A 7,755-nucleotide genomic window follows, 5' to 3' on the forward strand; every position below is an offset into this window, starting at 1 on the left:
CTTCGGTCACGGATGTCCTCCTCGACGACGCGGCGGCTCGCAGCCGACCCTAGCGGCATCGGCCACTCGCGGCGTCCGCGGTCCGAGGCGCGCACCCGCGGTCGCCGCACCGTTCGGTTTCGCCGGGTGGCGGTCGGTAGCCTTTCGATGTTCGACCATTCGAAGGGAACCGACTTCGCGATGCAACCGCTCGGCATGGACGATCCGCGACGGATCGGCGACTACCGGCTTCTCGGCGTGCTCGGCGCTGGCGGAATGGGTCGGGTCTATCTCGGGCGCAACGCGGGCGGACGCACCGTCGCGGTAAAAGTGATCCGACCGGATCTGGCGGGCGGCAACGAATTCCGCACCAGGTTCCGGCGCGAGGTCGCGGCGGCGCGCCGCGTCGGCGGACGATTCACCGCACCGGTGCTCGACGCCGACGTCGACGCCGACCCGCCATGGCTGGCGACCGGCTACGTCGCGGGGTTCGCGCTGTCGGAGGCGGTGGAACGGTTCGGCACTTTCACCGAGCCCACCCTGCTGGTGCTCGCCCGCGGCCTGGCCGAAGCGCTGATCGCGGTGCACGAGGCCGGGGTGGTGCACCGCGATCTGAAGCCGTCCAACGTGCTGCTCGCCGTGGACGGACCGAAGGTGATCGATTTCGGCATCGCGCGCGCCGTCGAGGACACCGCGCTCACCACTACCGGAAAGGTCATCGGCTCACCGGGTTTCATGTGTCCGGAGCAGGTGACCAGCGAAACGGTCGGTCCGGCGAGCGACGTCTTCGCGCTCGGCGGCGTGCTGGCGTTCGCGGCCGCAGGACACGGGCCGTTCGGTAGGGGCGAGACGATGCACATGCTGTGGCGCATCGTGTACGAGGATCCGCAGTTGGACGCCGTGCCCGATCGGCTACGCCCGCTCGTCGCGTCCTGCCTCGCGAAAGATCCCGTCGCTCGGCCGACACCGCGGCAGCTGCTTGACGAGTTGGCCGCGCTCGGTGTGCCGGAGCGGGCCGGATGGTTGCCTCCTCCGGTGCTGGAGGAGGTGAGTGTGCGCGCGGTGCGGTTGCTCGATTTGGATTCCGGGCCGGTGGAGTTGGACGGGTGGTCGCGGACGGCGCGGTCGCTCGAGGGCGGGCATCCGGTCACGCCTCCGCCTGGGTATCCAACCCGCGCCGGACACGCTGACACGAGTACGCCTCGGCAGCAAGGCTTTACACCCTCCGGTGGGTCGTCGGCAGCTCCCGCGCGGTGGCAGCATCCGGAAACGCCTGCGCCGCAGTGGCAACCCATGGATTCGTCCCCGGCTCGGCCGACGGCCGCACCGTCTGCGCACAGCGCACCGAATATCCCAGCGGCCCACGCGGGGTCGCACCAAGCGTGGCAGCACGCCGCGTCGCGGCCGGGGCCCACTACCGGGCAGAACGGCGCTCCCGACCGGCTTTACGCGGTAGCGAATTCGGCGGGCGGGCGAGTTCGCCGCCGTGGACCGCTGCTCGCCGGACTGTTGGTGGTGTGCGTGGTGGTCGCGATCGGCGCGTTCGTCATCGGCAGTCAGCTGCGCGGAGCCTCCGGCACGGGCGGTGGCGGGACATCCACCGTCGCGGGCGGTTCCACCGAGGCGGTTGCCTCCGTGTCGAATGTGCCCAAGGCTTTCGTCGGCACTTGGCGCGGCACCGGCGCGGACGGCCTGGTGACGTTCGACATCGAATTGACCGTCCGGGAAGGGAAAGTCGGCGAAGAGGTAGCCACCTCGGCGAACACCGGCAAGGTGTCCCGGCAGCGCTGCGGGCGGATCGAGCGACTCACCGCCGCCACCGAGAATCAGCTCACGTTCATCGCGCGGCTCAGCGCCGACAGCCCGACCGACTGCGCCGACGGCGGCTCCACCTCGACGGTGCGGTTGCAAGCGGACGGTTCCCTGTCCTACAGCACGCCAGGTGTATTCGGCGGAACCATCGCGGGCACGCTGCACAAGGGCTGACCCGCTCCGGCGGGCTGTTTCGGTTAGGCTTGGCCCGCTCCACCCGGCGCTTCTCCCGATCGACCGCGTAAACGATCGATTGCGCACGGGTGCTTGGTCTTTCGACCCGCACGGACGCACGGACGCACGGACGCACGGACGCACGGACGCACGGACGCACGGACGCACGGACGCACGGACGCACGGACGAGCATCGGCACGACCAACGACCCGACACCGACGAACAACCAGTACCGACGCTCGACCCAGCACCGACGGAGGCATGGATGAATGCGCCGAGCACGCGTCTCGTGGACCGGAGTGTTCCCCTGCGCGCCTTGGTGTTCGCGCTCGCCCTCGTCGCCGCGTTGGTGGCGGGCATGACCGCACCGCCCGCCGCGCGCGCCTTCACACTCGACACCGCCTGCGGCACACCGCTGTCCGCCGCCGCGATCGACACCATCATCGAGCTCTCCGACACGAGCGCGCTGACCGGCACGTCCCTGCAACGGCTGGAACAGGCGGTCGACAACCATCAGCGCATTGCCGAGATCCTCGTCGAGCACCGGGACCGGCGCGGACTGCTCGCGCTGGGACTCGACATCGTCGAGCGGTCCGCGGTGATGCCGCTGCAACGCGACCCCGCCGCCTTCGACGATCGCGAGTGGGCGCACCATATCAGCCTCGACCTGCTGTCCCGCTTCCTGCGCGCCGTGCACGCCGAATTCACCGGCGCCGCTGCCGAACCCCAGTGGGCGCACTACTTCGCGCTGACCAAGCAGTGCCACCTGTCCGCGGCCCGGGTGGCGATGGCGGGCTACAACGCCCACCTCACCATCGACCTCTCCCTCTCCGTAGCGGCGGTGCGCGGCACCATCGCCAACGCGCCCGACTACTTCCGCATCGTCGACGCGATCGCGAGCAACGGCTTCCTCATCGTCGACGCCACCAAGGCGACCTACGGCGGCGACCTCGGCCCCCTCTGGCGCTTCTACTTCCTCGGCGAAGGTCTCGACGCCGTGCTCGGCGCGGGCGTAGCCACGGTTCCCCTGCTCCGCCTCGCCGACGCCGGCGCCAACGTGGTCATCTTCGGCAACGGCCTCTCCCTCCAAGACCCCGCCCTCGCCCCCACCGTCCGCGCCGAAATGGATCTCCTCTGGCGCACCGCCGACACCGCTTTCGAAGTCCTCGCGGCCCTCGGCGGCCTCTGACCCGAAGGTGTCGCGGGAGCCCGCCGATTACTGCGACGGAGCCCTGACCGACACGGGCTCCCAGCGCCGAAGCGCACCCGGATCGGAGGCGAACTCGTCGGCATGCGACAGCGCGCGTCCCTCGGTGAGATCCAGTTCGAACGACTCGGGTGCGGCCCCGGTCAGGGCCGAAACCATCTGGCGCGCAGTCTGCTTGATGGCGGACTTCTCCGCCACCAAGGTCCAGCGGTCCAAGGCGGGAACATGCACGATCCAGCGAACGCCGCAGCAGTGCACCTTGACCAGATAGCTGCGCATGAGTCCTCCTCGACCACCGGGCTACTTGGCTGGCAGCACCCGGCGCCGGGGCATCTCACCCGGCGCCGGGTGCTTACACAGGGACGTTAGGCACCGTGCGGGCCGAAAGACCAGAAGTGTGCACCAGTTTGCATGGATCCGCTTTTCGCTGGACAGAGCGCTCCGGTTGATGGATCGTGAACCACGCACGGGAAGACTCGTGCACACAACTCGGCAGGGGGTCGACACAAATGCGCCTGGAGTTCCTCGGCAAAGGCGGATCGGACAGCGGGGGTTGTCCGACTTTGTTCGCGACGGACCAAGAGTCCTACCTCGTACAGGGATGGCAGACGAGCCGGGCGGGCACCGTCGAAATCCCGCACCTGTTGACGGGATTCGCGCAGCCGGACACGTTCATCGGTGCGACGATGACCGACACCGGGCGCGGCACGTTCATCCTGTCCGGCCGGCCGGTCACGGAACCCGAGACGTTGGCTCAACTCGTCCTCGCCGAGGACGAGACGGCCATCGAGGTGCCCAAGCTGGGAAGGACGTTCTACGGTGCGACTGCGGCCCAAGGATGAACCGGAGCTGTGGCAGAAGCTGTTCCGCGAGCTGGAGCGGGACGCGTTCCATCTAGAGGTCCGGGACTCGTACGCGGTGCCCAACGAGTCCGAGCGGTTGCGCCGGTTCCTCGCGGGTGAGCCTCCGCTGGACACGCGTACTCCGTGGCAGGACCTGATGCGGGAGACGACCGGTCGTGGCGTCTCGGTGAGCCGGGTGCGAGTGGTCACCGTCCCGCATTCGGACTATCAGCGTTGGCTGTTGTCGGTGACGGTCCACAATGTCGCTGCGGGAGAGGACATTCGCTACCTCCCCCGGCACCTCGCCGGAGAGGTGCCGCCGGACGACTGGTGGCTGATGGATGACGAACGCGTTGTCTACAACCTGACGGATGCGGCAGGGGCGCCGGCCGGTCTCGGCGAAACCACCGATCCGCGGATCGTCGAGTACTGCCGAAGTGTGCGACAGCGACTGTGGGCGTCAGCGATTCCGTACGCGGAGTATGCCAACCGGTGACCAACAGCGTTCACGACGCGCGGGAAGCTCTCGGGGCACGGCTTCGGGAGCTTCGCCGTAAGGCGGGGCTCACCAACCGGCACCTCGCGCAACTCTCCGGCTGGCACGAGTCCAAGGTGTCGAAGATCGAGTTCGGTCGAATCAACCCGTCCGACGAGGACATCCGCGCATATTGCCGACACTGCGACGCCGATGAACAATTGCCGGATCTGTTGGCCACCCTGCACGACATCGACGTCGCCTACCTCGAGTGGCGCAAGATCCTCGGTGCGGGAACCAGGCGGCGACAGCACGCCGCGGTGAAGATGGCCGAGGAGTCGGAGATCTTGCGAATCTTTCAGCCGAACATCGTTCCCGGCATCTTGCAGACCGCGGAGTACGCCGAACAGGTATTACGCAAGTACATCGACTTCTTCCGGGTACCGGATGATCTCGACGCGGGTGTCGCCAAACGCCTCGAGCGACAGCAACTCCTCTACAAGGGAAGCCGACGGTTCCACATCCTCGTCGCCGAGCAAGCCTTGTCGACCACGGTCGGTGACGATTCGGTGATGATCGGCCAGCTGGACCGGCTCCTCGCGATCATCGGCCTGCCTCGGGTGCTGCTCGGCGTCATCCCGGCCGACGCGGAATTGCCCATGCAGGTCACGAATTTCGTCATGTTCGACGAGCGGATGGTGTTGGTGGAGTCCGTTACCGCCGAGTTGACGATCACGCCACCGCGTGAGGTCGCGATCTACGGCCGGATGTTCGGCGAGCTGGCCGCCCTGTCGGTGACCGGCGACGGGGCGCGGCGGCTGATCTCCGCCGCCTTGGAAAGGCGACAGGCCAGGCCCGAGGCGAAGTAGGGTCGAGGTGAATAGACTCGATTCGGTTGGTCGTGGTCGATGATCACGGCGACCGGGCGGACAGGGAGCAACGAGCGATGGGACCTGTGCGAACGAATCGACGGGCGGCGATTTGTGCTGCGTTGCTCGCCCTGGCGGCGGTGAGCGGGTGCGGCGGGGAGCGCTCCGACACCGAGCGGGAGTCTTCGCCGGTCGTGACGACCACCGTGGCGAGCAGTCCGTCGGGGGTGCCCGATCTCGCCGCCCCCGAGGAAGTGGCGCAGGGGATCGAGGTGCCGTGGGGGCTGGCGTTTCTGCCGGATGGCGCCGCACTGGTCGCCGAGCGCGACACCGCGAAGATCGTGCGGGTGGTCCCCGGCCGGGCGCCGGAAGCGGTGTACACGGTGCCCGGCGTCGTCGCACGCGGGGAGGGCGGTCTGCTCGGCCTCGCGGTCTCGCCGCGATACGCCGAGGACGGTCATGTCTACGCCTACTTCACCGCCGAAGCGGACAACCGGATCGTGCGCTTCCGGCTCGACGGCGCACCGGAGGTCGTCTTCGACGGAATCGCGAAGGCGGGCAACCACAATGGTGGACGGATCGCGTTCGGCCCCGACGGCATGCTGTATGTCGGGACCGGCGACGCGGGGCGCAGCGCGCTGTCGCAGGATCCGGCCTCGCCGAACGGCAAGATCCTGCGGTTGACGCCCGAAGGCGAACCGGCGCCGGGCAATCCGAATCCGGGCTCGCCGGTCTACAGCCTCGGCCACCGCAACGTGCAGGGCCTCGCCTGGGATCGTGCGGGACGGTTGTTCGCCGCCGAGTTCGGCCAGAACCGCTTGGACGAGATCAACCTCGTCGAACCGAACCGCAACTACGGCTGGCCCGCGGTGGAGGGCGGTGGCGGCGCCGGCCGCGGCTACGTCGATCCCGTCGTCACCTGGACCACGGCGGAGGCGTCCCCGTCCGGTATCGCGATCGCGGGCGACACCCTCTACGCCGCCGCGCTCCGCGGCGAAAGACTGTGGACCGTACCGCTGGTGAACGGCGCGGTCGGCGAGCCGCGCGCGATGTTCGAGGAGCGCTACGGCCGCCTGCGCACCGTCGAGGTCGCCGCGGACGGCGCGCTGTGGATGACCACCTCGAACACCGACGGTCGCGGTGACGTACGGCAGGGTGACGACCGCATCCTCCGGTTCCCCGCCCGTTGAACTGCACAGCGGCGGCCCTCGAGCCGCCAGCCCGCACTCCGCTCAGTTGTCCGGCAGCGAATTCGCGGCCCGCCCCATCCGCCGGACGGCCCGCCGCGTACCCGAAGTCGCTGCCGTCGCAAGCCAGGATGGTGACCGCATCGCCCGGTCCCCCGCCGCCCAGCTTCACCTCGCGCCCTGGGTAACCGGTCGCCGCTAGTCGTTGCCCGGCAGCGGAATTCGCAAACCCTCCGCGTCCGCCACCGACCGAGCCCGCTCGTACCCGGCGTCCACATGCCGCAGCACACCCATCGCCGGATCGTTCGTGAGCACCCGCTCGAGCTTCTGCCCGGCCAGTTCGGTGCCGTCCGCGACGCACACCTGCCCGGCGTGGATCGACCGGCCGATCCCGACGCCGCCGCCGTGGTGGATGGACACCCAGCTGGCTCCGGACGCGGTGTTCACCAGCGCGTTCAGCAGCGGCCAGTCGGCGATGGCGTCGGAACCGTCGGCCATCGCCTCGGTTTCGCGATAGGGCGAGGCGACGCTGCCCGCATCGAGATGATCGCGCCCGATCACGATCGGCGCGCGCAACTCACCGGCGGCCACCATCTCGTTGAACAGCGAACCCGCACGGTGCCGTTCGCCGTAGCCGAGCCAGCAGATCCGCGCGGGCAGCCCTTGGAACGCGACGCGTTCACCGGCCATGCCGATCCACCGGCGCAGGGATTCGTTGTGCGGGAACAACTCCAGGATCGCGCGATCGGTGGCGGCGATGTCGGCGGGATCGCCGGAGAGCGCGGCCCAACGGAACGGCCCCTTGCCCGCGCAGAAGAGCGGCCGAATGTAGGCGGGCACGAAACCCGGGTAGTCGAAAGCCCTGGCGCAGCCACCGAGCAGCGCCTCGCCGCGCAGTGAGTTGCCGTAGTCGAAGACCTCCGCGCCGCGGTCGAGGAAACCGACCATGGCGTCCACGTGTTCGGCCATGGATTCCCTTGCGCGCTCGGTGAATTCGTCTGGCTTGCGAGCCGCGTACCCGGGCCAGTCGGCCAGCTCGACACCGCGGGGCAGGTAGGACAGCGGATCGTGCGCCGAGGTCTGGTCGGTGACAATGTCCGCGGGCAGATCCGCCGCGGCCAGTCGCGGCAGCACCTCCGCCGCGTTTCCGATCAGCCCGACCGACAAGGCCTTTCGCTGCGACCGCGCCGCTGTCACCCGCCGGATCGC

General features: G+C 69.1%; 8 protein-coding genes. 6 read left to right on the forward strand and 2 right to left on the reverse strand.

The window, feature by feature from the left end:
• Window positions 1–147: 147 nt before the first annotated feature.
• Both NAM01S_RS03350 and NAM01S_RS03355 read left to right on the forward strand, forming a co-directional pair.
• The gene (locus NAM01S_RS03350; RefSeq protein WP_253798146.1) at window positions 148–1,965 is read left to right on the forward strand and encodes a serine/threonine protein kinase; all 1,818 of its coding nucleotides are present in this window, start codon (window positions 148–150) and stop codon (window positions 1,963–1,965) included.
• A gap of 266 nt (window positions 1,966–2,231) precedes the next feature.
• Window positions 2,232–3,155 (forward strand): DUF5995 family protein, encoded by a 924-nt coding sequence (locus NAM01S_RS03355; RefSeq protein ID WP_253798149.1) that lies wholly within the window; start codon window positions 2,232–2,234, stop codon window positions 3,153–3,155.
• Between the two features lie 27 nt (window positions 3,156–3,182).
• On the opposite strand, the gene NAM01S_RS03360 is transcribed toward NAM01S_RS03355, so the two are convergent.
• Window positions 3,183–3,452, reverse strand: coding sequence for a hypothetical protein (locus NAM01S_RS03360; RefSeq protein ID WP_067778961.1), 270 nt, complete (start codon window positions 3,450–3,452; stop codon window positions 3,183–3,185).
• Window positions 3,453–3,736: 284 nt separating this feature from the next.
• On the opposite strand from NAM01S_RS03360, the gene NAM01S_RS03365 reads away from it, so the two are divergent.
• The 4 genes from NAM01S_RS03365 (at window position 3,737) to NAM01S_RS03380 (ending at window position 6,549) form a co-directional block, all read left to right on the forward strand.
• A complete protein-coding gene (locus tag NAM01S_RS03365) occupies window positions 3,737–4,015 on the forward strand; it encodes a hypothetical protein (protein WP_245909793.1) in 279 nt (92 codons plus the stop codon).
• The gene (locus tag NAM01S_RS03370) at window positions 3,993–4,511 is read left to right on the forward strand and encodes a DUF6879 family protein (protein ID WP_253798151.1); all 519 of its coding nucleotides are present in this window, start codon (window positions 3,993–3,995) and stop codon (window positions 4,509–4,511) included. The genes NAM01S_RS03365 and NAM01S_RS03370 overlap by 23 nt, the downstream gene beginning before the upstream one ends.
• Window positions 4,508–5,359: a helix-turn-helix domain-containing protein gene (locus NAM01S_RS03375; RefSeq protein ID WP_067778967.1), complete on the forward strand. Its 852-nt coding sequence runs from the start codon at window positions 4,508–4,510 to the stop codon at window positions 5,357–5,359. Before NAM01S_RS03370 ends, NAM01S_RS03375 begins: the two co-directional genes overlap by 4 nt.
• Before the next feature lie 77 nt (window positions 5,360–5,436).
• The gene (locus NAM01S_RS03380; RefSeq protein ID WP_067779083.1) at window positions 5,437–6,549 is read left to right on the forward strand and encodes a PQQ-dependent sugar dehydrogenase; all 1,113 of its coding nucleotides are present in this window, start codon (window positions 5,437–5,439) and stop codon (window positions 6,547–6,549) included.
• A gap of 195 nt (window positions 6,550–6,744) precedes the next feature.
• Here NAM01S_RS03380 and hutU read toward each other — a convergent pair.
• Window positions 6,745–7,755: urocanate hydratase (gene hutU / locus NAM01S_RS03385; protein ID WP_067779086.1), on the reverse strand; the 1,011-nt coding region annotated here is incomplete at its 5' end.

This window comes from Nocardia amikacinitolerans NBRC 108937 (assembly GCF_001612615.1).
GTDB lineage: Bacteria > Actinomycetota > Actinomycetes > Mycobacteriales > Mycobacteriaceae > Nocardia > Nocardia amikacinitolerans.